We start from the raw sequence: 25848 nt of genomic DNA, 5'->3' as shown, positions 1-25848 counted from the left end.
GTCGGCCATAGCTGGACTGCAACAGTTTGTCATTTCCGTAAAACGAATCTGAAAGATGTAAACGCCATGCACGCCTATCGCACTCATACCTGCGGCGCCCTGACCACAGCGGAAGTCGGCAATGTGGTCCGCGTGTCCGGCTGGGTGCATCGCAAGCGCGATCATGGCGGCGTGCTGTTCGTCGATCTGCGCGACCATTATGGCATTACCCAGATCGTGGCGAAGGCCGACAGCGATCCGCTCCGCGCGCTGGAATCGCTCCGCCTCGAATCCGTCGTGACGATCGAGGGGAAAGTCGTCGCCCGCGCCGCCGAAGCCATCAACCCCAAGATGGCGACCGGTGAGATCGAAGTCGTGGCCGATAGCGTGACCATCCTGTCCGCCGCCGCCGAACTGCCGTTGCCGGTCGCGGGTGAGCAGGATTATCCCGAAGATATCCGCCTGCGCTATCGCTTCCTCGACCTGCGCCGCGAAACGCTGCACGCCAACATCGTGAAGCGCACCAAGGTCATTTCCGACATGCGCCGCCGTATGGAAGGCGTGGGTTTCACCGAATATTCGACGCCGATCCTGACGGCGTCTTCGCCCGAAGGCGCACGCGACTTTCTGGTGCCGTCGCGTATCCATCCCGGCAAATTCTACGCCCTGCCGCAGGCGCCCCAGCAATATAAGCAGCTGCTGATGGTCGCGGGTTTCGACCGCTATTTCCAGATCGCACCCTGCTTCCGCGACGAAGACCCGCGCGCCGACCGTCTGCCGGGCGAATTCTACCAGCTTGACCTCGAAATGAGCTTCGTCACGCAGGAAGACGTCTGGAACACGATGGAGCCGGTCATCGCTTCGGTGTTCGAGGAATTTGCCGAGGGCAAGCCAGTTACCCCCGCAGGCAGCTTCCCGCGCATCCCCCATGCCGAAGCGCTGCTCAAGTACGGCAGCGACAAGCCCGATCTGCGCAACCCGATCATCATTCAGGACGTGACCGACCATTTCGTGGGGTCAGGCTTCGGCATCTTCGCCAGCCTGGTCGATGGTGGCGCGCGCATCCGCGCCATCCCGGCGCCCGGCGCAGGCGCCGGCAGCCGCAAATTCTTCGACGACATGAATGTCTGGGCGCGGGGCGAAGGCTATTCGGGCCTTGGCTATATCAACATCAAGGATGGCGTGCCGGGTGGTCCCATCGCCAAGAATCATGGTGAAGAAGCCACCGCCAAGCTGATCGCGGCGCTCGGCCTCGGCCCGAACGACGGCGTGTTCTTTGCCGCTGGCAAGGAAACGCAGGCCGCCAAGCTCGCCGGCCTCGCCCGCATTCGCGTGGGCGAACAGCTGGACCTGATCGACAAGGATCGGTTCGACCTGTGCTGGATCGTGGACTTCCCCTTCTACGAATATGATGAGGATTCCAAGTCGATCGACTTCGCCCACAACCCCTTCTCCATGCCGCAGGGCGGGTTGGACGCGCTGAACAATCAGGATCCGCTGACCATCAACGCCTATCAATATGACATGGTCTGCAACGGCTTCGAAATCGCATCGGGGTCTATCCGTAACCAGTCGCCCGAACTGATGGTCAAGGCGTTCGAACTGGTCGGGCTGTCCCAGCAGGATGTGGAGGAGCGCTTCGGCGGCCTCTACCGGGCCTTCCAGTACGGCGCTCCGCCGCATGGTGGCATGGCCGCTGGCGTCGATCGCATCGTGATGCTGCTGTGCGGCGCGCAGAATCTGCGCGAAATCACGCTCTTCCCGATGAACCAGCGCGCCGAAGACCTGCTGATGGGCGCGCCCAGCGCGGCCGAGTTCAAGCAGCTGCGCGAACTGCACGTCCGCGTCGTGGAGCCGCAGGCGAAGGCATAACGCTTCACCCAGTGGCGGAAGACTTTTTCGCGCAGTGACGCAGAGATCGCAGAGCAAAACTCGGCGTCCTCTGCGCCACTGCGCGATTATTTTTCCGGTTCACGCGGAGACGCGGAGACATTGCGCAACGCCTCCGCGTGAATCATTCCTGTCTCCCGCCCGGCGCCCGATTTGACTTTTCCGTTTCTCCAGCGTTGCCTGCTATTCCAACAGCACAGGAGACGCGCTCATGACCATCGACCTTGCCGATTACGAACAGGGCGCGAAATATAAGGGCGACTATGAAGCCGACCTCGCTTCGCTCCAGCAACGGTTGGCGAAGATTCAGGTCGCCCATATCCTGCACGGCAAGCGCAGCGTCATCCTTCTGGAAGGGTGGGACGCAGCGGGCAAGGGCGGCATCATCAAGCGGATGAGCGCCGACTGGGATCCGCGCTATTATCAGGTCCATCCGATATCCGCGCCGACGCAGATCGAACAGGACCATCATTTCCTCTGGCGTTTCTGGACGCGCCTGCCCGCCAGCCACAATATCGGCATCTTCGACCGCAGCTGGTACGGCCGCGTGCTGGTCGAGCGGGTAGAGGGCTTTTGCAGCAAGGCCGACTGGAAGCGCGGCTATGACGAAATCAACGCCTTCGAAAAGCAGCTGGCGCAGGCCGGGACCAATTTCGTGAAGCTGTTCGTCCACATCACGCAGGAAACGCAGGACGAACAGCTGGCCCAGCGGCTCGACACGCCATGGAAGCGGTGGAAGACCGGTGCCGACGATTATCGCAACCGGGGCAAGCGGGCGGACTATCTCGACGCGATGCAGGCGATGTTCAAGAAAACCGACACCAAGCATGCGCCCTGGCAGGTGATCGACAACAACAACCGCAAGGCCGGGCGGATCGCCGCGCTGACCTATGTCGCCGATCGGCTGGAGGCACTGGTGCCGATGGACTTTCCGGACGCCGATCCGGCGATCGTGAAACTGGCGCGCGATGCCTTTGGATATAAAGTAAAAGCATAATAAAAACAGCACTTTGTCACAAATCTGTCATCAAAATCTAACGCCGCATTTACCATTTTGGGTCTAATCGGGCGATCATGTTGGTCGCCCCCATAATATCGGACGCTATGCCGTCCTTGCCAGATCCGCCCCGATCCGGTCTGCCGGCCTCTGGCCTGCCCCTGGCCGAGCGCAGCCCGGTCATTCGACTGGGCCGACCGCTCAGCGAAGCGGTGGACTGGTTCCAGCGCGATTCGGGGTTGCGCCTGCTGCCGGTGCTGGACATGGCCGATCGCCCGGTCGGCGCCATCTATGAGCGCGACATGCGCCGCATCCTGTTCAACCCTTTCGGCCATGCGCTGCTGCGCAATCCCAGTTTCGGCGGCCGTCTGGACGATCATGTCCGCCCTTGCGCCTGTGTCGATCGGGCCGAGAGTGTCGAGGGTCTGGTAGATTTGTTCGCGGCGCAGGGCACCGGCTGCGAAGGGCTGATCGTCACCGACGGCGGCCGTTATGCCGGTGTGCTGGGTGGCCAGCTATTGCTGCGGCTTGCGGCCGAGCGCGATGCGCGCGTGGCGCTGGAGCGGGCCGTGCGGGTCGAACAGATCACCCATGAAAGCGCGTCCTTCCGCCATGATATCGCGACGATGATCGCCGACATGGCGGCCATGGCGGAGCGCTTGTCGGCGCTGGCGGGGCAAGCCGCCGAGCGGGCGGCCGGCGACGGCGCGGATTCGGCCGCGATGGCGGTCGCGGCGGCGCAGACGGCCGAGCGGCTGGGCGAACTGGCGGCCGGCGGCATCGAACTGGGTCAGCTGTTCCGCGCGATGGAGGCCGAAGCGGAGGCCGCCGGCGCCGCCATTGCGGAGGCCGCGGCGCGCAGCCGATCCGGCGTCGAGCGCAGCGCCGCGCTGCGGACGGAGGCCGACGGCATCGGCGAAGTCATCGCCCTGATCGACAGCATCGCCAAAGCCACGACCATGCTGGCGCTCAATGCCGGGATAGAGGCGGCCCGCGCCGGGGAAGCGGGGCAGGGCTTTGCCGTGGTCGCGCGCGAAGTGAAGTCGCTCGCCCAACAGACGCGCGACGCTGCGGCGGGCATATCCGGGCGTATCGACCATATTCGCGCCGCGATCGGCGAAGTGGCGGCCAGCCACGCGCATATGGATGCCACCATGGCCCGTGCCGACCGACTGTCGGCGGCGGTGTTCGAAGCGGTCGCGCGTCAGAGCGCCTTCAGCCGCACCATGGGGCAAAGCGTGGCGGAAGCCGGTGCCTCCAGCGCCCATATCCGCACCGGCGCACGCCAGATCAGCGACAATGCGCAGGCTACGGCGCTGGCGGCGCGGGGCATGCGCGACGTGGCGGACACATTGGCGCGTGAGGCGCATCGGCTGGAGCAGCGCGCCGGCGGCTTCATCGCGGCGATTCGCGCGGCCTGAGCACCCTTGGCTAATATCGCGCTGGCATCGCCGCGAGAAAGCGTTAGGCTGTCCTTCCATAAAAAGGAGAGGACGCCATGCTCGTGATGTTCGTCGGCACCGATCGCACCCAGACCGCGATCAACCCCGCGCAGGTCACCTTCGTCACCCAGGTCAGCGACGGCACCCGCATCCGCTTCGGCGAGGGGCGCAGCGTGACCGTCACCGAACCGATCGACGCCGTGCTCGACAGCCTCAACCAGGCGCTACGCCCGCACGAATGAAGGATGGCCGTGTTCCTGTAGTCGCAGGAACACGCGCTTTCCCCGATTGTCATGGCTGGTCGATGGGGTGTGTTTCACGCCGGATAGGCGATCGTCATCACTTCATATTCCTTTTCCCCCGCCGGCAATCGCACCCGGCGCAGGTCGCCCACGGCCGCGCCGCGCAAGGCCCGCGCGATCGGCGATCCCCATCCGATCCGCCCGGCATCCACATCCGTCTCGTCATTGCCCACGATCGTCACGGTGCGGTGATTATCATCCTCATCGGCGATGGTGATGGTTGCGCCGAAATAGACCCGGTCCTTGTCCGGCTGCTGCCGCGCATCGACGACCTTGGCGTCCTTCATCTTCTTCGACAGGCGCTTCAACTGAAAGTCGATCTCCCGCATCCGCTTGCGGCCGTAGAGATAATCGCCATTCTCGCTGCGATCGCCATTGCCCGCCGCCCAACTCACCACCTCGACGATCGCCGGCCGCTCGACGCCCAGCAGATGGTCATATTCGGCCCGCAGCTTCGCGAAACCTTCGGGGGAGATATAATTGGGATAGGGGGTGGTCATTCCGCTGCCTTAATGGCCATTCCCATCTACGTCATCCCGGGCCTGACCCGGGATCCCGCTTTCTTTCTTCAACACGAGCAAGAGAAGCGGGATCCCGGATCAAGTCCGGGATGACGATGTGCGTATGAATCAGCCCGGCGTCTGCTTGCCCAGATAGCGGCTCAGCACGGCGCTCGTCCCCCGGAACTTCGCCCGCTCCGGGTTCATCGCTTCATAGACCACCGCATTTTCGAGCACGCGCTGCACATAGTTGCGCGTCTCGAAAATCGGAATCTGCTCGATCCAGCGCAGCATGTCGGCGCCGGGCATGCGCGGGTCGCCATTGGCGCGGACCCATTTGTTCACATTGCCCGGCCCGGCATTATAGGCCGCCACCGCCAAGGGGTAACTCCCGCCATAATAGTCCAGCATCCGCTGAAAATAGCCCGATCCCAGCATGATATTATAGCTGGGTTCGTTCAGCGATCCGGGATTGTAGCTCATGCCGAGCTTCCCCGCCTGTTCGCGCGCCGTGCCGGGCATCAGCTGCATCAGACCGCGGGCGCCGGCATGGGATACGATCTGCCGGTCGAACTGGCTTTCCTGCCGGGCGATGGCATGGACCATGGTCCAATTATATTGCGCTTCCGACGGCACCGGCACGCGCGGAAAAGCCGCCTCGCCATAGCCGGTCAGGCCGCTCGACACGGCGCGGCGGCCCACCATCACGCCCATGTCGGGGCGGCCGATCTTCTGCGCCAGCTCGGCGGCCAGATAATGGTCGACGTCGCTGTCGGCATTGTTGGCGATCGCGCGGGCGAATTTGCTCTGGTCTTCCCAATAGCCCATCTGGCCCAGCGCCCGGACGGCGCGCACGACCGTGCGATTGTCGAAGGCGGCGCGTTCGGCCGCCGATATCGGCACCGGCCGCTCGACCGTGGCGGGGGCGGGGATCGGCCGGCCCAGCCGTTCCAGCGCCAGCTGCCCGTAAAACTGGTCGGGATAGACGCCCGCCTGGGCGAAATAATTGTTGGCGTTGGCCTGATCGCCGGCCTGCAACGCGGCACGACCGGCCCAATAATAGCCCTTCGACCGGGTCTGGGGCGATTTGGCGGCGTCGGCATAGCGGCGGAACATGATGACCGCATCGGTCGGCCGGTTGAGATTGTAGAAGGCGGTGCTGCCCGCCAGCCAGGCCAGGCTGGTATAATCGTCGCGCACGCCGATCGGCTGGATGCTGACATCGGTGCCGGGCGGGATCGCATCGTCGATCTTGCTGGCGATGCCATAGGCAAAGCTCCACTGGCTGTCATTGGCGGCGGCGCGCGCCTGCCCCAGCAGAAGCTCGTAGAATTTCTCGGCATTGGACGGGCGGTAGGTGACGCTGCCCCGGTTCGCCAGATATTGCCGCGCCGCGACCCAGTTACCGGTATCGCGCAGCCATGCCGCCTTGTCGGCGATATAGCCCGCATCGCTGGCGCCGATCCCCTCGGCCGCCTGCATCAGCGATGCGGCATCGGGCGACTGGCGGCGGAAGGCGATCCGCGCCTGGAACGCGGCCCGTCGCGCCGGGCTGACATAGGCGATCATCCGCGCCGCGCCATTGCTGTCATTGGCCCATAGCAGCGCATCGGCGCGCTGGTCATGATCGGCCGGCGTCAGGCTGGACCCGAACAGCGACAACAGCCGCGCCTCGTCCGTCACGCTCAGCGATCCGCCGATCCAGGCGTTCCGCGCGGCGACCCGCGCCTCGTCCATGCGCCCCAGCTGCATCAGCGCCACTGCGTTGCGGGCATGGCCGGTCGCGGTGCGCGCCGGGAAGCGGGCGAAGAAGCCGGCCACCTGATTGGGATCGAAACTGTCGGGATTGATGCCCGTTTCCGCCAGCCGCCGCATCCGGTCCTCGCCCGGCCAGCCGGGATTGGCGACGATGAAGCTGGCATAGGTGGAAAAGCCCAGGCCATCGCTCTGCTGAAGCGCGCGCCATGTGTTGATCGTGCCGGTGACGCTGCTGTCCTGCGCCACGCCGATTCGGCTCTGCGCCTGCTGCCAGGGGCTGGGCTGGCTGTCTTGGGCGGGCAACTGCTGCACCATGGGGCCGCTGGTCGCGGGATATTCCGGTGGAATGCGCTGAACCGTTTCGGTTTGCGCGCCGGCACCGGCGGTCATCAGCAATAAGGCGATAATAGGCATGCGGATCAGGTAACTTTCGACAATCGGGGGCGTGCGCATGCTGGACATAATCGCAATTGCATCCTTATCAGGCCCTGAATGACGCGCTATAGCGCGCGGCTCGACCGATCATGCCCCGGCTGCCCGGAGATTTGAAGGAGTTTAATCATGTTTTCGGGCTCGATTCCGGCTCTGGTGACCCCGTTTCGCGACGGACGGGTGGATGAGGCGGCGTTTCGCGCGCTGGTCGACTGGCAGATAGAGGAAGGATCGAGCGCGCTCGTTCCCTGCGGCACGACCGGTGAAAGCGCCACCATGACGGTCGAGGAGCATAACCGGGTCATCGCCATCTGCGTCGATCAGGCCGCCGGCCGCGTTCCCGTGATCGCCGGCTGCGGCTCCAACGATACGCGGATCGCGCTCGAACATATGTATGCGGCGCAGGGCGCGGGCGCGAACGCCGCGCTGGTCGTCGCGCCTTATTATAACAAGCCCAATCAGGACGGCGTGTACCAGCATTTCGCTTATCTGGCCGAACGCTGCGACCTGCCCATCGTCCTCTATAATGTGCCCGGCCGCACCATCACCGATATCGGCGTGCCGGTCATGTATCGTCTGGCGGAAGAATATCAGTCGATCGTCGGGATCAAGGATGCGACCGGCAATCTGGGCCGCGTCACGGCCCAGCGTCTGGCCTGCGGTCCCGACTTCTGCCAGCTGTCGGGCAATGACGAAACGGCGCTGGGCTTCAACGCCATGGGCGGACGCGGCTGCATCAGCGTCACCGCCAATGTCGCGCCGCGCCTGTGCGCCGAATTTCAGGCAGCCTGCGCCGCGCATGATTGGGATGGCGCATTGGCGTTGCAGGATCGTCTCTATCCCCTGCACGATGCGCTGTTCAGCGATTCGTCACCCGGCCCGGTCAAATATGCGCTCACCCGCGTCCGCGCCGACATGCCCAGCGACGTGCGCCTGCCGATCACCTGGCCGTCCGAATCGAGCCGTTCGGCGGTCGATCGCGCACTGGAAATCGCCGGCCTCGTGTAAAGTCGGGGCCGATGGCCCATATGATGTGGCCCCATAGAGTGAAATGAGTAGTTAGACAGTCATGGCCCGCCCCCGTCCCGCAACCTTCGACAAGAAGAAGATCGTCGCCGAAAACCGGCGCGCGCGTTTCGATTATTTCATCGAGGACGTGTTCGAAGCAGGCATCGCCCTGCAGGGCACGGAGGTGAAGGCCCTGCGCGGTGGTGAGGGCAATATCGCCGAAAGCTATGCCGAGGTGAAGGGTAACCAGGTGTTTCTGGTGAACAGCAACATCCCCGAATATAGCCACGGCAACCGCGAAAATCACGAACCCAAGCGCCCCCGCAAGCTGTTGCTGCACGAGCGGGAGATCGAGAAGATGCACAGCGCCGTCTCGCGCAAGGGCATGACGTTGGTGCCGCTGATGATCTATTTCAACAGCACCGGCCGGGCCAAGATCGAGCTGGCGCTGGCCAAGGGCAAGCAGACCCACGACAAGCGCGAGACGATCAAGGATCGCGACTGGAAACGGGATCAGCAGCGCATCATGCGGGACAAGGGCTGATCCATGGATAATCGGCTCACCCGCTGGTGGCATGCCAATGCCCCGACCCGCGAATCGCTGGAAAAGAGCCGTATCCTTGCCCCCGTCGCCCATCGCGTCCTCGAACCCTCGCTCTGGCGCTTCACCCGCCGTTCGGTGCCGCGCGGCGTGGCGCTGGGCCTGTTCGTCGGCATCTTCCTGCTGATCCCCGGCATCCAGATCGCCGGTGCCGCGCTGCTCGCGCTGCCCGTCCGCGCCAATATCCCGGTCGCCGCCGCGATGACCTTCCTTTCCAACCCGGCGACCACCCCGCTCATCCTGATGGCGTCGGTGTGGCTGGGCAACTGGATGCTCGGCCGCAGCGCCGATGCGTCGGGCTTCATGGCGCTGGTCGATGGCCATGCCTCGGTCAGCCAATGGACCACATGGCTGCTCTCCGAAGCCGCGCCGGCCATGCTGATCGGCCTCTTCCTCATCTCGCTCGCCAGCGCCGCGATCGGCTATGTCATCGCCGACTGGTTCTGGCGCCGCCGCATGGGCCGGAAATGGCAGGCGCGCAAATTGAGGATTGGCAAGGTCCATAAAAGCGGCGCATTGGAGAAGGTGACGGGCGCCTGACGCCTGCATATTCCGGTATCAAAGCAGGACATTGGGTTTGAAAAGAGGTGAAGAGGCCTGGCTGAACCAGCCGCGCTCGCGCTTGGCGTTGCCGCTGTTGATCTTGGCCGCCCTGGCGTCTGCCGCCCTCATCCTCTACGCCGTGGGCAGCTGGCCGCTGGCCGCCGGTTTCGGCGCGACCATCCTGACCGCCGCTGCGCTGCTGACCTGGTACCAGCATCTCTATCCGCCCCAGATATCCGACCGCGAAGCCACGCCCGACTGGACCGTCGCCCGCGCCGCTGCCGACGCGTCCAGCATGGCGATCGCCGTCACCGACCGGGCCGGACGGCTGGTCTGCGCCAGCGACCTGTTCGGCGAATGGTTTCCCGGCTATCCGACCCCGCCGGCCATCACCACGGACGAAGCGCTGGCCGACACGCTGGCGAAAGCCGCCCGCGCCGCCTGGCGCGATGGGGAGGCCAGGCATGAGGGCATGGCGCAGGGTGCGCTGCGCCTCGACATCGACATCGCCCGCACCGGCCGGTCGGAAGATTATCTGCTCTGGCGCTTCACCCCGGTGCGTCAGCCCAGCGCCCTGGACGACGTCAATCGCTTCCTGACGGGGGAGGCTGGCCGCCAGCTGGGCGAAGCGGGCATCATGGCGGTGATGATCGGCGGGGAAGGGCGCATCCGCGCCGCCAATGGCGCCTTCCTGCTGCGCGCCGCAGGCCGCATCGACGCCAATATCAGCGGCCGTGATTTCGCCGCCCATATGCGCGTGGATGACAAGGGCCGCCTGTTTTTGGCGCGCGAAGAACAGGGCGGCCTGCCGCTGCGCCTGCTCCAGGTGCCGCTGAAGCGCGCCGCCCAGCCCAATGGCGCCCAAGCCTCCATGCAGGACGGCCCGATGCTCCTGCTGCTGATCGACGAGCCTTCGGGCGGTGGCGGCACGTCGGCGCTATCCTATATCGAAACCCTGCTGTCGCTGCTGCCGTTCGGCCTCGCCATGGCGGATCGCGACGGCCGCGTACTTTTCCTCAACAACGCCTTCGCCCGCGTCGCCGGCCTGCGCGATGGCGAGAAGCCGAGCTATCCCGGCGACCTCGTCGTGCGGGAGGATCAGGCGGCGGTGGCCGACGCGGTGCGTCGCTTTGCCGTCGGCCCGCAAATGTCGGGCGACATCGCGGTGCGTATGCGCGACAATCCCGACGATCCGATCGCGCTGTCCCTTGCCGGCGTGCGCGGCCTTGGCGAAGCGGCGGTCCTGCTCAGCCTCAAGGACAATAGCGAGGAGAGCAATCTCAAGCGCCAAGTCGCGCAGGCGACCAAGATGCAGGCGATCGGCCAGCTGGCCGGCGGCGTCGCGCATGACTTCAACAATATCCTGACCGCGATCATCGGCCATTGCGACCTGATGCTGATGCGCCACACGCCCGGCGACAGCGACTATGACGATATTCAGCAGGTCAAATCGAACAGCAATCGCGCCGCCGGCCTCACCCGCCAGCTGCTTGCCTTCTCGCGTCAGCAGACGTTGCGCCCGCAAATCCTGCAACTGCCCGACATCGTCGCCGACGTCTCCACGCTCCTGAAGCGCCTGCTGGGCGAAAATGTGAAGCTGGACGTCACCCATGGCCGCAATCTGGGCGCGATCCGCGCCGATCCGGGCCAGCTGGAGCAGGCGGTCGTCAATCTGGCGGTCAACGCCCGCGACGCGATGCCCGAAGGCGGCACCGTCAATATCCAGACCTATGCCGTCCCCGCCATCAAGGTGCGGGAAATGCGCCAGCAGATCCTGCCGGCCGCCGACTATACCGCGTTGCGCGTGTCCGACACCGGCCTTGGCATTCCGCCGGACATATTGGCGAAGATCTTCGAACCTTTCTTCACCACCAAGGAATTGGGCAAGGGCACCGGCCTTGGCCTCTCCACCGTCTATGGCATCGTGAAACAGTCGGGCGGCTATATCTTCGCCGAATCCGAACTGGGTCGCGGCGCCAGCTTCGTCATCTATCTGCCGGTCCATAGCGGCGCCGACCTAGAACAGGCCGTCGCGCCAAAGCCATCCGCGCCGCGCGCCGAAACCTGGGGCACCGGCACCGTGCTGCTGGTGGAGGATGAAGATATGGTCCGCGCCGTCGCCGAACGCGCGCTGACGCGGCAAGGCTATAAGGTGCTGACCGCCAATGACGGTGAGCAGGGGCTGGAGGTGTTGAACGGCGCGGAGAAAATCGACCTGCTGATTTCCGACGTCGTCATGCCCAATATGGACGGTCCCGCCATGGTGGCCCAGGCCCGCCGCGCCTATCCCGACCTGCCGGTGCTGTTCATGTCCGGCTATGCGGAGGAGCAACTGCGCAAGTCGATCGACATCGCCAATGTCGCCTTCCTGCCCAAGCCCTTCTCCGTCAACCAGCTGGCCGAAGCCGCCCGCGACGCATTGGCGACCCGGCCGGCCGAATAGCTCTGCGCTGGATCAAGGTGAATATGCTGGGCAATGCCGCCGCGATGCGGTAGCGATTCGGCTGCATCAATGTGGGATAAGCAGCATGTCGGACGCCAAGAGCATATTGATCGTCGAGGATGAGGCGATGATCGGCATGATGCTGGAGGATTATCTCGACGCGCTGGGCTATCGCCTGCATGGCCTTGCCGCCTCTGTCGATGAGGCCTGTGCGCTGGCGCGCGAAGGCGGCTTCGACGCGGCGCTGGTCGACTGCAATTTGCAGGGTGAAAAAAGCTGGCCCGTGGCCGATATATTGGCGCAAGCGAACATCCCCTTCATCTTCGCTACCGGTGGCATGGCCGACGATCTGCCTTCCACCCATGCCGACCGGCCGACATTGGCCAAGCCCTTCACCATCGGCGCCGTAGAACGCGCTTTGGGCAAGGTTCTGGGCGGCTAGAAACAGGATTACGGGAACAGGATAGGAAATTTTCGTTCCCCTCTTGTTCTTGTAGAACAAACAGGATACATCATCGTCCAGGCACACGGAACCTCTGCGTTCCGCTTGACAGAGGACTGGCCGATGACTGCACTGCTCTCACTCATCGATTCCAAGAAGACGGGAAACATGGACAGACAGAAAGCATTGGACGCGGCGCTCGCGCAGATCGACCGCGCCTTCGGCAAAGGCTCGGCGATGAAGCTTGGCAGCCGGGAGAAGCTGGAGATTGAAGCCATCTCCACCGGCTCCCTCGGCCTCGACATCGCGCTCGGCATCGGTGGCCTGCCCAAGGGGCGGATCATCGAAATCTACGGCCCGGAAAGCTCCGGCAAGACGACGCTGGCGCTGCATGCCATCGCCGAAGCGCAAAAGGGCGGCGGCACAGCTGCCTTTGTCGACGCGGAACATGCGCTCGACCCCGGCTATGCCAAGAAGCTGGGCGTGGACATCGACGAACTGATCGTGTCGCAGCCGGATACCGGCGAACAGGCGCTGGAAATCGTCGATACGCTGGTTCGCTCCAACGCCATCGACATCCTCGTGATCGATTCGGTCGCGGCCCTGGTGCCGCGCGCGGAAATCGAAGGCGAAATGGGCGACAGCCATGTCGGTCTTCAGGCCCGTCTGATGTCTCAGGCGCTGCGCAAGCTGACCGGCTCGATCTCGCGCTCCAAATGCATGGTGATCTTCATCAACCAGGTGCGCATGAAGATCGGCGTGATGTACGGTAACCCGGAAACCACGACCGGCGGCAACGCGCTCAAATTCTACGCGTCGGTGCGCCTCGACATCCGTCGCACCGGCCAGATCAAGGATCGCGACGATATCGTCGGCAACGCGACCCGCGTGAAGGTGGTGAAGAACAAGGTCGCTCCGCCCTTCAAGCAGGTCGAATTCGACATCATGTATGGCGAAGGCATTTCCAAGATCGGCGAAATGCTCGACCTTGGCGTCAAGGCCGGGATCGTCGAAAAGTCGGGCGCCTGGTTCTCCTATGACTCGGTCCGCATCGGACAGGGCCGGGAAAATGCGAAGACCTATCTCAAGGAACATCCCGAACTGGCGGACAAGCTGGAACAGGCGATCCGCGGCAAGACCGAGGAAGTCGCCGAAGGCATGATGACCGGACCCGATGCGGAGGATGATGGCGAATAAGCCCTGAGGGTGCGCCCGGCCGGATCAGCCGGATCGCCCCTCATGGCCCCCGCCCGCCTTGCGCATCACGCACCGAAAAGGCCCGCCGCGTCTCCCACGCAGCGGGCCTTTTACCGTCGGGAAATCGCCATGACGCTGCGCCCTTATGAAGCGTTCCCCGGCGCAGGCCGGGGTCCAGCTTTAGACATTTGTTGGTAGTCCTGTGGCTTCTGCCGGATGCGCCAGGCAGGCTGGATCCATAGCTTGGCTCGCATCGGATGATCGACTTTCCGATAGGATCGGCACGACGTAACAAAATGTCCCGATCTGCGGGACATGTGCGAAGTTAAGCCGCATCTATCCTATTCCCGGCCACTCCAGCGGAACTGTTCGGCACCCCCGTTGTAATCTGTTCTGGCAATCCTTTTGCGGCACCCCGATGCTGCTACTGGCGCGCTGATTCGGCCTGCCCCTCTCACATTGGAATCATCCCATGCGCGTCGCGATCGAAGCGATACTCGACTATCAATTTGCCGAACCTACCGACGTGCTTCTGGCCGTGGAGGCGGCGGCGGTGCCGGACCAACGGGTCATCACCCAATCGCACATCATCGACAATGCCGGCCCGCTAACCAACAAGGTCGGCGGTAGCGGCATCGGTCGTCGCACCTGGACCCGCACCGGCACGGGCCGCATGCTCAGCACCTACCGCGCCACGGTGGATATCGACCGTCCGCCGGTCGTCATCGCCAATCTTCCCAAAAGCTCGCTGCACAGCTTGCCGGAGGATGTCCTCCCCTTCATCTGGCCCAGCCGCTATTGCGAGGCCGACCGGTTCGGCAGCTTCGTCAGCGGCCATTTCGCCGATCTGGAGGGCGGGGCGCTGGTGCAGGCACTGGTCGACTGGGTCCATGACAATCTCGTCTATGTGCCGGGCAGCTCCAACATCACCACCACGGCCGCAGACACGTTCGTCGCGCAGCAGGGCGTGTGCCGCGACTATGCCCATCTGACCGCCGCGCTCATCCGGTCGCGCGACATTCCCGCCCGGCTGGTGTCGGTCTACGCGCTCGATCTCGATCCGCCGGACTTCCACGCCGTGGTCGAAGTCTGGCTCGACGGCGCCTGGCATCTGGTCGACGCCACTGGCCTCGCCCCGGTCGAAACCATGGTCCGCATCGCCGTCGGCCGCGACGCCACCGATATCGCCTTCATGACCATCTTCGGCGGCGCAACCATGAACGCCCAGTCGATCAGCGTCACACGCGTCGCCGATAGCTGATCGACCGTCGGCGCAGGCATGCTTCTATGGTTCCCCGGCGCAGGCCGGGGTCCAGTTCAGAGGACAGGACTGGACCCCGGCCTGCGCCGGGCACGCTTCATATGAAGCAGGCGCTTAGCGTCCAGCACCGATCCGCTTTCCCTCAATAATCCTTAGAATAGCGCAGGTTCGCCGACGACCCGGCATTGGTGCCGGTCTTCGACAAGAGGCTCAGCGTCTTGGACAGGGCGATCTCCAGCTGTGTGGCGGTAAAGCCCTTCGAGTCCGTGATCACCTCCACATAGATATTGTTGGAGATATGCTGCCCGACCGCCAGCGACGTGCCGCGCCCCGTCGTGTCATCGCCACCGACGATGCCGATCCGATCTAGGCCCGACGCGCCTTGCAACTTGCCCATCGGGTTCAAGCCGCCACTGCCACCGCGCAGGCCATTCAGCGCCGCCGCCAGCTGCACCGCCTGCATCGGCGAGAGGTTCGCGACATTGTCGCCGAACAATATGCGCGACAATATCTCGTCCTGCGGCAAAGTAGGCGTGGAGATGAAGGCGATATCGGGCTGCTGCGCCGATCCTGTCACCTGAATGCCCGCCGTCACAGTGTCGATCCGCGTCTGCGCCTTGATCTGCAGGATCGGGTTCATCATCGGCCCATTGAAGGTGATGACGCCTTGCTCCAGGTCAAACTGATGGCCCGAGAAGCTGTAGCGCCCCCGCAGCGATTCGATCTTGCCGACCACGCGCGGATTGGCGGTGGTGCCGGTGACGCGCATGTTGGTCTTCCATTCGCTATCCAGGCCCATGCCGGTCACATAAATCTCGTTGTCGGCCCGCACCCTGATATCCAGCTTCCAGTCGGCGGGCTTGGCCGCGGCCTTGCGTGCCGCCAGCCGCGCGTCGAGCGCATCGCCGCCTTCGCCCTTGCGCCGCACGCCGGTCAGCTGGCGGATCTCGGTACCACCCTGCCAGGCGACGCGATAGCGCGTCTCCGGCAGGTTCAGGTCGCCCTTGATCAACCCGCCATTGGCCGGACTGTTGCTGATGTTCAGCGTCCCGCTGACCACGCTGGTGATCGCCTCGCTGCGGGCCAGCCGCGCGCGATTGAGCTTCACCGCGATATCCATCGGGAAGCCGGCGTCCGCCGCCAGCCCGACATTGCCCGACGCCTGCACCGTGCCGTCGCCGGCCCGGCCGGAGAAATCGCGAATCTCCAGATGATCGTTGGTGAAGCGTCCATCCAGCTTCATCTGGGTGACACGCGTGCCGAACGTCTCATTCTCATAGGTCAGCGCATTGGCCCGCACCACGCCGTTCAGCCGCGGATCGGCCAGTCGCCCGCTGAAATCGGCCGCAACCGCCAGCCCACCGGTCAATTGCTGGTCGGCCATCCCCGCAAAGGAGAAGAGCACGTCGGCCGGTCCGGCATAGCGGATGCCACCGCCCAGCGGCGCATTCTGCAGCTGCTCGGCCCAGCTTGCGCCCGCCCCCGGCGGTGCCAGCGTGGCGGTGAAACGGCCGAGCGTAGCATTGCCCTCGCGGATCAGCCCGCGCAGGTCGCCACCGGCCGAGGACAGCTTGCCCTCGACGCTCATCGATACCGGATCGGACACGGCCGTCAGGCTGGACCGGCGGAAATCGTTGATCGCCAGCCGCGTCGTCGCGGTGGGGAAGGCGCTGCCCTTCTGTGCATAATCCAGCGTCCCGGTCATCCGGCCACCAATGCCCATGCCCGGCGCCATCATGTTGACGATGGCCAGATCGAAATCTTTGAACCGCGCCTGCGCGCTTGTCATGTCGCCAAAGCGGCCAGCCAGATCGACCTTGCCCTGCGGCAGCACCAGCGTCACCGGCTCCAGTCGATACCCGCCCGGCTCGGTGCGGATGATCGCCGGCTGCGCCAGCTTGAAATCGACATTGGCGGCCTTGCCCTGCAACACCACGGCGTAGAGGTCGGGACGCAGCGCGGCATTGACCGCGAGCGAGAAGGGTACGCCGCTCGATCCATCGGCGACCAGCTGCGCGCGTCCACGCCCGCCCTGATAATCGACCCGCGCCCGCGCCTTGCGCACGACATAGGCGCCATAGGCGGCGTTGGCGAACTGGGCGTCCGCCTTGATCTGCGGCTGGTCGGTCAGCAGGATGGAGGCGGTGACGATCGCCCGGCCGATCACGACATCGGCCTCGCCCGGCAATTTGGCATTGCTGGCGGTGGCGTTGACGTCCACGCCCTGCACCTTGCCCACCGCCGCCAGCTTGACCGCGCCATTGATGCCGGAGCCATTGAGCGCCAGCTGCCCGGTGAAGGGCCCGGCGGCGCTCTGCTGGATCCGGCCGTTCATATCGACCCCGGCAAAGCGCGCCTTGGTCACATCAATGGTCAGCGGCCCTTGCGCCGTGCGAATGAGGACATTGGCGAAGAAGGGGCCATAAGGCGACCCACCGGTCGCCTCCAGCCGATAACCGGCCGCCTCGCCATTCAGCTTGGCGACCACATCGGTCAGCTGCACGCCCACATTGGGCCGCGCCGCGCGCAACACCGCCTGCGGCCGTTCCATCGTCCCGCGCACCGTCAGCGCGAGCGGGCCATATTGTTTGGAGGAGGCCGTGGCGTCGAACGCGACCTGCCCGTCCGTGTCATAGCTGCCGGACCCCGAATGGATGGTGAAATTGGGCGCCGCACCCTTCAGGCCGGCCAGCGTGAATTTGCCCTCCGGCGTCATGCCGATCCGGCCGGACATGACTGCATTGCCGCCCAGGAAGTCGCGCACGGAGGCATTCTCCCAGCGCGCGGTCCGCACGCCGAACCGTCCGCCCAGCCCGAACCCACCCTTGGGTCCGGGGATCAGCTCGACATCGGTGTTCAGGTTGACGATGCCGACGCCGTCGATCTTGTAATCATTGACCCGGCCCTTGAGCGCGCCGCGATAGATGGCGTTGTCGAGGTCGGCTAGCACGATCGCGGTGGCATCCACCTTGTCGCTGTCGATCTTGAGATTGTCGCTGATCAGCTTGCCCGCCGCATAAGCGAAGTCGCCCTTCACCCGGAGGTTCTGGAGCAGCCCGCCGGCGGCGGCGTTCAGGCCCGTCACGCGGGTCGCGGTGGCATTGACCGGAATGCGGATACGGTCCGCGTCGATCACCGCCCGGCCGCTGGCCTTCAGATTGTCGATACCTGTGGCGTCGAAGGCCAGCGATTTGGCCGTAATGTCATAGTCGATGAAGGGCGTCGCCATCGGCCCGTCGAGGATGATGGACGCGCGGACATCACGCCCCTTCACCTTGTCCATGATCGCGCCGGGCGTCAGCAGCGCGGCATTGATCTTCAATGCACTGAACTGGCTCTTGCCCAGGTCGATCAGGCCCTGCGCGTCGGCGCTCATCGCCGGGGACCGCAGCGTGCCCTTGATATTCACCCGCCGCTCGTTCAGCCCGGCGAACAGATCGACGTCCAGCTGCGGCGCGGTCAGTCGATCGACGGTGCCCGCCAGGACCAGCCCCGGGCGCACCGGGCCTTTTGCCGTGAAATTGCCGTCGCGGGCCGCCAGCATGATATTCGCCAACTCACCCTTGGGCGATGTCGCAACGATCCTGCCGTCCCATGCCTGCCAGGTGCCCTTGCCATCCAGCGTCGCGGTCATGCCATCGGTGAGGCCCGACATGGCGGCGATCACGCCGCCCTTCGGCGCGGTCAGCGTGCCGCTCATGGACAGGCGATTCTGCTCCGGCACAGCGTCCAGCTTCGCCTGCAACCGGTCGCCACTGTCGACGATCGCATCGGCGGACAGGATGGCGCGACCGTCCGAAATATGGGTGACGCCATCGATCGCGATCTCGCGCTTCTGGCCGATCACCGGCTTGGCCAGCACGAACTTGCCGATCTTCATCCGATCGACGTCGATATCCAGGTCCGGCAGGATCGGCGCGTTGGGATCGCTCGCCACGACATTGAACTGCGGGCTGCGCGCCAGAACGACCAGCGGCGTTTCCAGCAGGCTGACCGAGATATGCTTGTTGATGTAGCGGAACGGACGCCAGATCACATGCACCTTGGGGCTGACCGCGAACACGCCCTTGGGGTCGCGCAGCACCAGATCATGGATCGTCATGTCGCTATAGATCGACCCGTCGATCCGGCCGACCTCGATCTTCATGCCGGATTCCATCTGGAGCGCGGCAATCTGCTGGATCAGGAATTTCTTGCCCGGCTGGGTATTGAGGCCGAGCAGCAGGCCCGCGACCAGAACCACTAGCGCCACGATCAGACCGACCGCACCGATCGCGATCTTCTGCCATAGCGGCCGCTTGGTCCGCACGATGACGGTTTCGGTCGCTTGCGCCGCCGGGCTGGGGGTGTCGTCCTGCGCCATCAGAAGGCTTGTCCGATACCGATATAGAGGGCGAATTTGGATTCGCCGGGCTGCCGATTGATCGGCATGGCGATGTCCGCGCGGAACGGACCGAAATTGGTGTAGAAGCGGCCGCCTATGCCGACGCCATAACGCATGTCGTTGAATTTGGGCATGGAGCTTTCATAGACCTGACCGGCATCGACAAAGGCGACGACGCCGTAATTGCCGAAGCGATAGCGGCCCTCGACCGCGAATTCGTTGACGGACCGGCCGCCGACCGGATCGTTGTTCGCGTCCTTCGGCCCCAATTCCTGATAGCCGAAACCACGCACCGACCCGCCGCCGCCGGCATAGATGCGCCGCGAGGGCGCGACATCGTCGCGGCTGACCCCGCTGATCGTGCCGACCTTCGCCCGGCCTGCGATGACCAGGCTGTCCGACACCGGATAATAGCCGGTCAGGTCGAAACTGGCGCGCAGATAGGGGGAGAAATTGCCCTGCAACGACCCTTCCGGTTCGGCGCGCACATTGGCACGGAACCCCTTGGTCGGGTTGAGCAGATCATTCGACCGGTCATAGCCGACCTGCACCGGCAGGCCGCCGATGAAATAGGTGCGCCGTGTCTTGTCCGCCGTCAGCAGGTTGGTCACCACCTGTTCGTTGGTCAGCAGGACTTCCGCGCCATAGCTGTAGGTCCAGCGCTTCTGGAAGATCGGCGTCGATTGCCGCGACCAGCCGACATTCAGGCCGGCGGTAAAGGCTTCATAGGCGTCGTAATTCTGGTGGTTCAATGTGATGCCGGTCTGGAACGTCTTGTCCCGCTTGCCGGCATTGGACCGGCGGAAGGTCGCCGACGCGCCCTGTTCCTGCGTCCCCGCGATCGCGCCCAGGATCAGCGCGCCTTCGGGCGGGAACATGTTGCGATGGGTCCATGTGCCCTCCGCACGGAACCCCTGGCCGGTGCCATAGCCCGCTTCGCCCGCCAGCGTGCGGGGCGGCCCGGCCTCCTGCTCGACCATCAGGTCGACATATTCGGTCCCGTCCGGTCCGGCCTCGCCGGTCTGCACCGGCTCGACCGATACGCTGGAGAAAAGCGCCGTCGCCACCAGTGCCTTGCGCAGGTCATCGACCTCGCGGCTGTCATAGATTTGGCCCGGCTTGTAGCGTTTGATGACCTCCATATGGTCGGCGCCGAACGCCTGCTTCTCGCCGGAGGTCACGATCTTGCGGAAGGTGCCGCGCGGACCGACTGCGACGGGCAGCGTATAATCGCCCGTCACCGTTGCGGGGTCGAGCAAGATGTCGCGTTCGCCCACCTTGGCGAAGGGATAGCCATTTTCCGGCAGCTTCAGCGCCACATTGGCTTCCGCGCTCTCCACCAGAGTCGCGACGATGAAATCGCCGCTCTTCAATGGCAGACTGTCACGGACCAGCCCCGGCGGCACGGTCTGGTCGGCGGTGATGACGATCGTGCCGATCTTGTACCGCTTGCCCGGCGTCACCGAAATGACGGCCTTCAGCGTCCCGTCACCCGCCTGATCCAGGCTGGCGAGCGCAGTCGCATCATAATAGCCCTCGGAATAGAGCAGGCGCGTCGCCAGCTTCTCATCCTCCTGCGCGCGGGCCTGCACCATGGCGGCGGTGTCCGCCTTGCCCTTGCCGTCGATCAGCGCGGATGCGCCGCGAAATTCGTCCTCCAATCCCGTCTTGCCGAACCCCTCTATGCTGGTGGCGTAGCGCACGTCGGGCAGCTTGGCATTGGGGTCTTGCTCGGCCGCGACATTGGCCGGCACGGTCACGCTGTCCAGCGACGGTAGCGGCTGGGCCAGTTCCTGCTCCTCGGCCGGATCGATCGCCGCCGGCAATTCGGCGGGCGTGGCCGATGATTGCGGCATCTGCTGGTCGATCCAGCTGTCGATGGAGGGCAGGGGCGCGTTGGCATCGGTCGCCTTGGGATCAGCGGGCACCTTGGCCGGTACTTTGGGCAGTCGCGCCTCGAACTGATCGTCGGGCAGGATCGGCTCTTCGGCGTCGCTCTGCGCGGCACCGGCCGGGGCGGGGGGCGGGGGCGTCGCGCTCTGCGCCATCAACGGCAGCGGCGATGCCGACATCAGCGCCACGGCCACTATACGCCGGACATGATAGGCCTGCCGTCTTGTCATGAAATCGCGATGCCCCTTTCGCGCCGGGCATTCCACATGCCCCGCAAAGAGGCAATACGCCCAAAGGGTTGCGACGGTTCCGTTCGCGACATGATTTGCCGTGCTTCCCTCATGACGTTGCGGGGTCTAGAGCCGATGCATGACATTTGCCCTCAATATTTCACGCTCCCTGTCCGGTCAGCCCTGGCGTTGGCGGGGCGGCAATGCCGATGCGCGCGACCCATCCTATCTGCCCGACGATCTGGTGACGCAATTGCTGCTGGCGCGCGGTTGCCCGCGCGACGCGCTGGACGCGCACCGTAACCCCACCATTCGCGCCTTCATGCCCGACCCCAGCCTGTTCCGTGACATGGACGCGGCGGCCGAGCGGATCGCCGACGCGGTTCAGGCGCAGGAGGATGTGCGCATCTTCGGCGATTATGACGTCGACGGCGCGACCAGCGCGGCGCTGCTCATCCGCCTGCTGCGCGACCTTGGCTTGCATGCCAAACCCTATATCCCCGACCGGCTGATGGAGGGCTATGGCCCCTCGGGCGAGGCGCTGGTGCGGCTGGCGGGGGAGGGCGCGAGCCTGATCGTCACCGTCGATTGCGGCGCACAGGCGTTCGAGGCGCTGTCGATGGCCAAGGCGACCGGCGTGGATGTCGTCGTGGTCGATCATCATAAATGCGCGACGCAGCTTCCCGAAGCCTTCGCGCTGGTGAACCCCAATCGTCTGGACGAGCATCCCGATGCCGCCGTCCACGGGCATCTGGCCGCGGTCGGTGTCGCCTTCCTGCTGGGCGCGCGGCTTTTGAAAGCGCTCGACGCGCGCGGCTGGTTCGCAAGCCGGGCCAAGCCCAATATCCTGGACCTGCTGGACATCGTCGCCTTGGGCACGGTGGCGGACGTGGCGCAGCTACGCGGCCTCAATCGCGCGTTCGTGGCGCAGGGGCTGAAAGTCATGGCGAAGCGGCACAATGTCGGCCTGGCCGCTCTGATCGACGCCAGCCGCCTGACCCGCGCGCCGCTCTGCCATGACCTCGGCTTCGCGCTCGGCCCGCGCATAAACGCCGGCGGCCGTGTGGGGCAAGCGGATCTGGGCGTGAGGCTGCTGACGACGGAAGATCCGGACGAGGCTGCGCGGATCGCCGCCCAGCTCGATCATTATAATGAAGAACGCCGCGCCATCGAATCGACGGTGCAGGAACAGGCGGAGGAACTTCTCGCCGCGCAGGGCAATCGCGCCGTCGCCGTCATATCGGGGCAGGGCTGGCATCCCGGCGTCATCGGCATCGTTGCAGGGCGCATCAAGGAAAAGGCCGGCCGCCCCGCCATCGTCATCGCCGTGGACGACGACGGCGTGGGCAAGGGTTCGGGCCGCTCCATATCCGGCGTGGACCTTGGCGCTGCGGTGCTGGCGGCCAAGGATAGCGGCCTGCTGGTCGCGGGCGGCGGCCATGCCATGGCGGCGGGCCTGACCGTCATGGCCGACCGGATCGACGCGCTCGCCGACTATCTGGACGAACGCCTGTCCGCCGCCGTCAGCAGGGCGCGGGACGATCGTGCGCTGCTGATCGACGCGGTGCTGGCGCCCGCGGGCGTCAACCCCGACTTCGTCGCCGCGATCGAGCAGGGCGGCCCCTATGGCGCCGGCTGGCCCGCACCGCTGATCGCCGCCGGCCCCATGCGGGTGGTGAAGGCCGACGTCGTGGGCAACGGCCATTTGCGCGCCGTCATGGCGGGCATGGACGGCCGGTCGATCAAGACCATCGCCTTTCGCAAGGCGGAAAGCGACATGGGGCAGGCGATCCTGGCCGCGCCCTACGACCGCAAATTATGGGTCGCGGGCAAGGCGAAGATCGACGATTGGGGCAGCCGTCCCGCCGCCGAACTGCATCTGGAGGATGCCGCCTGGGCCGATTGAAAAATATTGCATTTTTCTTGCGCAAAGGGGGTTGACCGTTTCGTCGTCCCCGCCTAATTGCGCCTTCGCTTCGCAGCACTGGCCACTCAGTTCTGCATGTGGTCCCATCGTCTAACGGTTAGGACACTGCCCTTTCACGGCAGCGATACGGGTTCGAATCCCGTTGGGATCACCACCCTTGCTTCGGCAAGGGGCTAGCGCCTTCACAGCCGATATTTGGTCATGCGCCTCGGTTGCGCAGCGGTTGCTCGCTCTGTAGGGCTGCGCCGATGTCGTTTCTTTTGCGTCTGCTCTGCCTGCTGGTCGGCCTTGCGCCTGCCATGGCCTTCGCCCTTCCCGCCAACCGGCCCACGCCCGGCTTCACCCGCGTCGCGATCGAAACCTCCGTCGGCACGATCGTCGTCGCGGTGGACCAGAAGCGCGCACCGCGCACCTCGGCCAACTTCCTCACCTATGTCGATGATGGCCGCTTCGACGGCGTGACCTTCTATCGCGCGGCGCGGCGCAAGAGCGATCCCGAATATGGCCTGATCCAGGGCGGCATCGACACCGACGCCCGCCGCTCGCTCCCGCCCATCCCGCATGAGCCGACGACGCAGACCGGGATCCTTCATCTCGACGCCACCCTCTCCATGGCGCGGCCCAATCGGCCCAATTCGGCCATGGGCAATTTCTTCATCACCATCGGCGCGACGCCCAATATGGACGCGCGCGGCGCCTATATCGGCTATGCCGCCTTCGGCCATGTGGTCGGCGGCATGGATGTGGTGCGCAAGATTCTGGCCGTGCCGACCTGTTGCGGGTCCGGGCCTATGCGCGGGCAAATGATCGTCAAGCCCATCACCATCTTGCGCGCAAAGCGGCTGGACGGCACGCCCAAACCCTCGCGCGGGGTCAAGCCCTGGCTGATCGGCCTCAAGCGCCAGCCCGCAAAATAGCCTGCTACCCGCGATCGGCGTCGTGATCGATCAGCGCGCGCAGCACGGTCGCTGCGACCAGCGGGGCATCATGGTTCAGCGAATGCGCGCCCGGCAGCGCCGCCACATGAACGTTCGGCGCGTGCCACAAGGGGCAGAGGCTGTGCTTCTCCTGCACGCCATAAACGCACAGGACGGGCGCCCAGTTCAGGCTGCGGGCGAACGGCATGGCCGGCCCGTCATTGCGGCCGAACGCCAGAATGCTGTCCGGGCTGGCTAGGTACAACATGGTGTCGGCGGGCACGATCATCGCGATTCCACTCAACTGCGCGCGCAGACCCGCAGGCAAATCGCGCAGCCCGGCCAGCGCCATGTTGCCGCCGAAGGAATGGCCGACCAGCATGACACGCTTTGCGCCGCGCAATGCCAGGGCCCGTCGGATGGCGGCGACCATGAAGGCCTGCGTATCGCCTTGCGTCTGTCGCCGTGAAAAGGCGCTCAGGGAATTGACGGCCAGCACGGATATGCCCTGCGCGGCCAGTTGTCGGGCGATCCTTGGCCCCATGCCGATGTTGAAGCCCATGTCGCCCGACAGCAGCAGGGCGACCGTACCGCGCGCACGCGCGTCGGGCGCGGCCGTCGCCGGGACGATCGTGAATGTCTGTCCACAGGGATAGCCCAGGCGCAGGCAATAGGCAGCGCCCGCCATCAGGCTCGCGATCAGGGCGAGCGCCATATATTTTCGCCATGCGGTCGGTCGAATCAGGATCATGGGTCCGGTCACGCAGCAAAATTCCGCAGGATGCTGGAATTGCAGGGCACGATGATTGGCCGACCCGCCCTTCCGCCAAGCTGGCCTGCGAATAACCATTTTGTAACCCGGCCCGCGCCGCGCCATAGATGAGAAGGCTGGCGCTGTAGGGAGAGCATAAATGGCAGGGCGGATCAGGGTGGGCATTGGCGGCTGGGTCTATGAGCCATGGCGCGGCAGCTTCTATCCGGCGGGGCTGCGACAGAAGGATGAGCTGGCCTATGTCGGCGAACATCTGACCGCGACGGAAATCAACGCGACCTATTATAGCAGTCAGAAGCCCGCGACTTTCGCCGGCTGGGCCAGGGCGGTGCCGGATGGCTTCCAGTTCGCGGTGAAGGCGTCGCGCTACTGCACCAATCGCAAGATCCTGGCCGAAGCCGGCGATTCGATCGCGAAATTCACGCAGCAAGGTATCGCCGAACTGGGTGACCGGCTCGGCCCGATCCTGTGGCAATTCATGCCCACAAAGAGGTTCGACGCCGACGATTTCGGCGCCTTCCTGCAATTGTTGCCGGCCAGCGTCGATGGCGTACCGCTCCGCCATGCGCTGGAGGTCCGGCATGAAAGCTTCGACGATCCTGCCTTCCTCGCCATGGCGCGCGATGCCGGTGCGGCGGTGGTCTGGGCCGATCATGACGATTATCCCGCCATCACCGGCCATGACGTCGGCTTTTCCTATATGCGGCTGATGCGCGCCCGGTCCGACGAAGCAACCGGCTATGCCCCCGCCGACATCGCCCGCTGGGCCGATCGCGCGCAACGGCAGGCGGCGCAGGGCGACATGTTCGGCTTCTTCATCGGTGGCGCGAAGGAGCGCAACCCGGCCGCGGCGCAGGCCATGATCGTGGCTTTGGGGTAACACCCCTGTTGCTCTGTTGCGTTTGATGCAATCGGCATGTCGCGCTTTGC

At 64.9% G+C, this 25848-nt stretch carries 19 protein-coding genes and 1 tRNA gene; 15 read left to right on the top strand and 5 right to left on the bottom strand.

All coding sequences use genetic code 11. From position 1 onward, the window contains the following. The first annotated feature begins 66 nt into the window (after nucleotides 1-66). From aspS to F4U94_RS11920, 4 genes are all read left to right on the top strand, one after another. Nucleotides 67-1851 (top strand): aspartate--tRNA ligase, encoded by a 1785-nt coding sequence (aspS, locus tag F4U94_RS11935; protein ID WP_120251559.1) that lies wholly within the window; start codon nucleotides 67-69, stop codon nucleotides 1849-1851. Nucleotides 1852-2080: 229 nt separating this feature from the next. After that, complete coding sequence (locus F4U94_RS11930) at nucleotides 2081-2866, top strand: polyphosphate kinase 2 family protein (RefSeq protein WP_120251560.1); 786 nt, start codon at nucleotides 2081-2083, stop codon at nucleotides 2864-2866. Between the two features lie 77 nt (nucleotides 2867-2943). Continuing rightward, nucleotides 2944-4287, top strand: a complete 1344-nt coding sequence (locus F4U94_RS11925) for a methyl-accepting chemotaxis protein (protein ID WP_427771716.1) — start codon at nucleotides 2944-2946, stop codon at nucleotides 4285-4287. 77 nt (nucleotides 4288-4364) lie between these two features. Further along, nucleotides 4365-4550: a hypothetical protein gene (locus F4U94_RS11920; RefSeq protein WP_120251562.1), complete on the top strand. Its 186-nt coding sequence runs from the start codon at nucleotides 4365-4367 to the stop codon at nucleotides 4548-4550. A 74-nt stretch (nucleotides 4551-4624) separates the two neighbouring features. On the opposite strand, the gene greB is transcribed toward F4U94_RS11920, so the two are convergent. Both greB and F4U94_RS11910 read right to left on the bottom strand, forming a co-directional pair. After that, on the bottom strand, nucleotides 4625-5110 hold the full coding sequence (gene greB, locus F4U94_RS11915; protein ID WP_120251563.1) for a transcription elongation factor GreB: 486 nt from the start codon (nucleotides 5108-5110) through the stop codon (nucleotides 4625-4627). A gap of 129 nt (nucleotides 5111-5239) precedes the next feature. After that, a complete protein-coding gene (locus tag F4U94_RS11910; protein ID WP_150411918.1) occupies nucleotides 5240-7330 on the bottom strand; it encodes a lytic transglycosylase domain-containing protein in 2091 nt (696 codons plus the stop codon). Between the two features lie 99 nt (nucleotides 7331-7429). On the opposite strand from F4U94_RS11910, the gene dapA reads away from it, so the two are divergent. From dapA to F4U94_RS11875, 7 genes are all read left to right on the top strand, one after another. Then, nucleotides 7430-8308 carry a 4-hydroxy-tetrahydrodipicolinate synthase gene (dapA, locus tag F4U94_RS11905; protein ID WP_120251565.1) on the top strand — a complete coding sequence of 293 codons (879 nt, stop codon included), beginning with the start codon at nucleotides 7430-7432 and terminating at the stop codon, nucleotides 8306-8308. A gap of 61 nt (nucleotides 8309-8369) precedes the next feature. Next, nucleotides 8370-8852 carry an SsrA-binding protein SmpB gene (gene smpB, locus F4U94_RS11900; RefSeq protein WP_056686679.1) on the top strand — a complete coding sequence of 161 codons (483 nt, stop codon included), beginning with the start codon at nucleotides 8370-8372 and terminating at the stop codon, nucleotides 8850-8852. Between the two features lie 3 nt (nucleotides 8853-8855). Then, nucleotides 8856-9449, top strand: a complete 594-nt coding sequence (locus tag F4U94_RS11895) for a DUF2062 domain-containing protein (protein ID WP_120251566.1) — start codon at nucleotides 8856-8858, stop codon at nucleotides 9447-9449. Nucleotides 9450-9486: 37 nt separating this feature from the next. Further along, the gene (locus F4U94_RS11890; protein WP_428842947.1) at nucleotides 9487-11895 is read left to right on the top strand and encodes a hybrid sensor histidine kinase/response regulator; all 2409 of its coding nucleotides are present in this window, start codon (nucleotides 9487-9489) and stop codon (nucleotides 11893-11895) included. Nucleotides 11896-11980: 85 nt separating this feature from the next. Then, a complete protein-coding gene (locus F4U94_RS11885) occupies nucleotides 11981-12337 on the top strand; it encodes a response regulator (RefSeq protein ID WP_120251567.1) in 357 nt (118 codons plus the stop codon). A gap of 123 nt (nucleotides 12338-12460) precedes the next feature. Continuing rightward, on the top strand, nucleotides 12461-13534 hold the full coding sequence (recA, locus tag F4U94_RS11880; RefSeq protein ID WP_120251568.1) for a recombinase RecA: 1074 nt from the start codon (nucleotides 12461-12463) through the stop codon (nucleotides 13532-13534). Nucleotides 13535-14006: 472 nt separating this feature from the next. Continuing rightward, on the top strand, nucleotides 14007-14795 hold the full coding sequence (locus F4U94_RS11875; protein WP_120251569.1) for a transglutaminase-like domain-containing protein: 789 nt from the start codon (nucleotides 14007-14009) through the stop codon (nucleotides 14793-14795). A gap of 142 nt (nucleotides 14796-14937) precedes the next feature. Here F4U94_RS11875 and F4U94_RS11870 read toward each other — a convergent pair whose 3' ends face one another. Together F4U94_RS11870 and F4U94_RS11865 are read right to left on the bottom strand one after the other, a co-directional pair. Next, nucleotides 14938-19158 (bottom strand): translocation/assembly module TamB domain-containing protein, encoded by a 4221-nt coding sequence (locus F4U94_RS11870; RefSeq protein ID WP_120251570.1) that lies wholly within the window; start codon nucleotides 19156-19158, stop codon nucleotides 14938-14940. Continuing rightward, on the bottom strand, nucleotides 19158-21302 hold the full coding sequence (locus tag F4U94_RS11865; RefSeq protein ID WP_120252274.1) for an autotransporter assembly complex protein TamA: 2145 nt from the start codon (nucleotides 21300-21302) through the stop codon (nucleotides 19158-19160). Before F4U94_RS11865 ends, F4U94_RS11870 begins: the two co-directional genes overlap by 1 nt. Nucleotides 21303-21441: 139 nt before the next feature. On the opposite strand from F4U94_RS11865, the gene recJ reads away from it, so the two are divergent. The 3 genes from recJ (at nucleotide 21442) to F4U94_RS11850 (ending at nucleotide 24146) form a co-directional block, all read left to right on the top strand. Then, complete coding sequence (recJ, locus tag F4U94_RS11860) at nucleotides 21442-23208, top strand: single-stranded-DNA-specific exonuclease RecJ (RefSeq protein ID WP_120251571.1); 1767 nt, start codon at nucleotides 21442-21444, stop codon at nucleotides 23206-23208. Nucleotides 23209-23308: 100 nt separating this feature from the next. Continuing rightward, nucleotides 23309-23383: transfer RNA gene (locus F4U94_RS11855), tRNA-Glu, on the top strand. Nucleotides 23384-23477: 94 nt separating this feature from the next. Continuing rightward, entirely contained in the window at nucleotides 23478-24146 is a 669-nt protein-coding gene (locus F4U94_RS11850) for a peptidylprolyl isomerase (protein ID WP_120251572.1), read from the top strand. 4 nt (nucleotides 24147-24150) lie between these two features. Here F4U94_RS11850 and F4U94_RS11845 read toward each other — a convergent pair whose 3' ends face one another. Further along, a complete protein-coding gene (locus F4U94_RS11845) occupies nucleotides 24151-24861 on the bottom strand; it encodes an AcvB/VirJ family lysyl-phosphatidylglycerol hydrolase (protein ID WP_120252275.1) in 711 nt (236 codons plus the stop codon). A 196-nt stretch (nucleotides 24862-25057) separates the two neighbouring features. Between F4U94_RS11845 and F4U94_RS11840 the strand changes: the two genes are divergently transcribed. Next, nucleotides 25058-25798 (top strand): DUF72 domain-containing protein, encoded by a 741-nt coding sequence (locus F4U94_RS11840; RefSeq protein ID WP_120251573.1) that lies wholly within the window; start codon nucleotides 25058-25060, stop codon nucleotides 25796-25798. The last annotated feature ends 50 nt before the right edge of the window (nucleotides 25799-25848 follow it).

It is taken from the genome of Sphingobium limneticum, assembly GCF_008710155.1.
GTDB lineage: Bacteria > Pseudomonadota > Alphaproteobacteria > Sphingomonadales > Sphingomonadaceae > Sphingobium > Sphingobium limneticum.
Note: the sequence above shows the minus strand (reverse complement) of the source record. Positions and strands in the feature narration are given on the sequence as shown.

Coding starts and splice junctions, on each gene's coding strand:
- aspS (WP_120251559.1), top strand. CDS start 67: ATGCACGCCTATCGCACTCATACCTGCGGCGCCCTGACCACAGCGGAA.
- F4U94_RS11930 (WP_120251560.1), top strand. CDS start 2,081: ATGACCATCGACCTTGCCGATTACGAACAGGGCGCGAAATATAAGGGC.
- F4U94_RS11925 (WP_427771716.1), top strand. CDS start 2,944: ATGTTGGTCGCCCCCATAATATCGGACGCTATGCCGTCCTTGCCAGAT.
- F4U94_RS11920 (WP_120251562.1), top strand. CDS start 4,365: ATGCTCGTGATGTTCGTCGGCACCGATCGCACCCAGACCGCGATCAAC.
- greB (WP_120251563.1), bottom strand. CDS start 5,110: ATGACCACCCCCTATCCCAATTATATCTCCCCCGAAGGTTTCGCGAAG.
- F4U94_RS11910 (WP_150411918.1), bottom strand. CDS start 7,330: ATGTCCAGCATGCGCACGCCCCCGATTGTCGAAAGTTACCTGATCCGC.
- dapA (WP_120251565.1), top strand. CDS start 7,430: ATGTTTTCGGGCTCGATTCCGGCTCTGGTGACCCCGTTTCGCGACGGA.
- smpB (WP_056686679.1), top strand. CDS start 8,370: ATGGCCCGCCCCCGTCCCGCAACCTTCGACAAGAAGAAGATCGTCGCC.
- F4U94_RS11895 (WP_120251566.1), top strand. CDS start 8,856: ATGGATAATCGGCTCACCCGCTGGTGGCATGCCAATGCCCCGACCCGC.
- F4U94_RS11885 (WP_120251567.1), top strand. CDS start 11,981: ATGTCGGACGCCAAGAGCATATTGATCGTCGAGGATGAGGCGATGATC.
- recA (WP_120251568.1), top strand. CDS start 12,461: ATGACTGCACTGCTCTCACTCATCGATTCCAAGAAGACGGGAAACATG.
- F4U94_RS11875 (WP_120251569.1), top strand. CDS start 14,007: ATGCGCGTCGCGATCGAAGCGATACTCGACTATCAATTTGCCGAACCT.
- F4U94_RS11870 (WP_120251570.1), bottom strand. CDS start 19,158: ATGGCGCAGGACGACACCCCCAGCCCGGCGGCGCAAGCGACCGAAACC.
- F4U94_RS11865 (WP_120252274.1), bottom strand. CDS start 21,302: ATGACAAGACGGCAGGCCTATCATGTCCGGCGTATAGTGGCCGTGGCG.
- recJ (WP_120251571.1), top strand. CDS start 21,442: ATGACATTTGCCCTCAATATTTCACGCTCCCTGTCCGGTCAGCCCTGG.
- F4U94_RS11850 (WP_120251572.1), top strand. CDS start 23,478: ATGTCGTTTCTTTTGCGTCTGCTCTGCCTGCTGGTCGGCCTTGCGCCT.
- F4U94_RS11845 (WP_120252275.1), bottom strand. CDS start 24,861: ATGGCGCTCGCCCTGATCGCGAGCCTGATGGCGGGCGCTGCCTATTGC.
- F4U94_RS11840 (WP_120251573.1), top strand. CDS start 25,058: ATGGCAGGGCGGATCAGGGTGGGCATTGGCGGCTGGGTCTATGAGCCA.